The sequence below is a fragment of the Polaromonas sp. P1_E1_2 genome, from assembly GCF_056406035.1.
Genome location: NZ_JBFUAZ010000869.1, coordinates 1 through 1,282 on the forward strand (window position 1 = coordinate 1; position 1,282 = coordinate 1,282).

1 protein-coding gene is annotated in these 1,282 nt (G+C 60.5%); it reads right to left on the minus strand.

Annotated elements, in window-relative coordinates; genetic code table 11:
• Nucleotides 1-1,248: TRAP transporter large permease (locus tag AC1D1P_RS23655; RefSeq protein ID WP_477674690.1), on the minus strand; the 1,248-nt coding region annotated here is incomplete at its 3' end.
• Nucleotides 1,249-1,282 lie beyond the last annotated feature (34 nt).

Here is a 1,282-nt window from a genome sequence, read left to right on the forward strand (position 1 = left end):
AAGCGACAGCTGCGGGACGTAAGTGACCACCATCAGGCAAGCCAGGATGACGAGCACAAAGGGGATCAGGTGCGTCACGATGCGGTCCAGCGATATCCTGGCGACGGTGCAGGCTGCAAACAGGTTCACGCCGAATGGCGGCGTGATCATGCCCAGCGCAAGGTTGACCACCATCACCAGCCCGAAGTGCACCGGGTCAATGCCGAAATGCACTGCCACTGGCGCCAGGATGGGCGCCAGCACGATGATGGCTGCGCTGGTTTCAATGAACATGCCGATGATGAATAGCGCCGCGTTGACGCCCAACAGGAAGAGGGCGGGCGACTGCAGCACGGCTTCCAGCCAGTGGCCTATGGCGTCCGGCACGCCGGCCCGGGTGATCAGGAAGGCGAACAACCCGGCATTGGCGATGATGAACATGATCACGGCACTGGAGAGCACCGATTTGCGCAGGATGACGTACAGGTCGGCCAGCTTGATCTCGCGGTAGATCACGATGCCCACGACCAGCGCATAAAACACCGCCACGGCAGAGGCTTCGGTCGGCGTGAAAATTCCGCCATAAATCCCGCCCAGAATAATCACCGGCATCAGCAATGCCCAGCCCGCCCGCCAGGTCGCCTTACCAAAGCTCAGGCGGCCGTCACCGTCCTGTTTGCCCCAGCCCTTCCAGCGGCAGTACAGGTGCACGAACAGCATCAATGCGCCGCCGATTAAAAGCCCCGGGCCGAAGCCGGCAATGAAGAGTTCGCCGATCGAGACCTCGGCGCTCACGCCATAAAGAATCATGGGGATGGACGGCGGAATAATCACCCCCAGTTCTGCGCTGGTGGCCTGCAGGGCCGCAGCGTAAGCGGTAGGGTAGCCGTGCTTGATGAGTGCCGGTATCAGGATGGCGCCTATGGCGAAAGTGGTGGCCACAGAGGAGCCGGACACTGCCGCAAAAATCATGCAAGTCAGCACGCAGGTCATGGGCAGACCGCCTTGCACGCCTCCCACAATGCTTTTGGCGAATTCGACCAGCCGGCGCGAGATGCCGCCGGTTTCCATCAGGTTGCCGGCCAGGATGAAGAAGGGAATGGCGGCCAGCGGAAACTTGTTGATCGAGGAGAACATCTCCTTGACTGAAATCAGCATGTTGGCGTTGGACGCCTGGATACCGAAGATGGACGCCAGGCCGATGGAAACGGCCACGGAAACGGTGAGTGCAAAGCACAGCACCATGGTCAAGATCATCACGGCGGTCATACCTGGCCCCCACGCTTTTCACTTCGTGTAATGC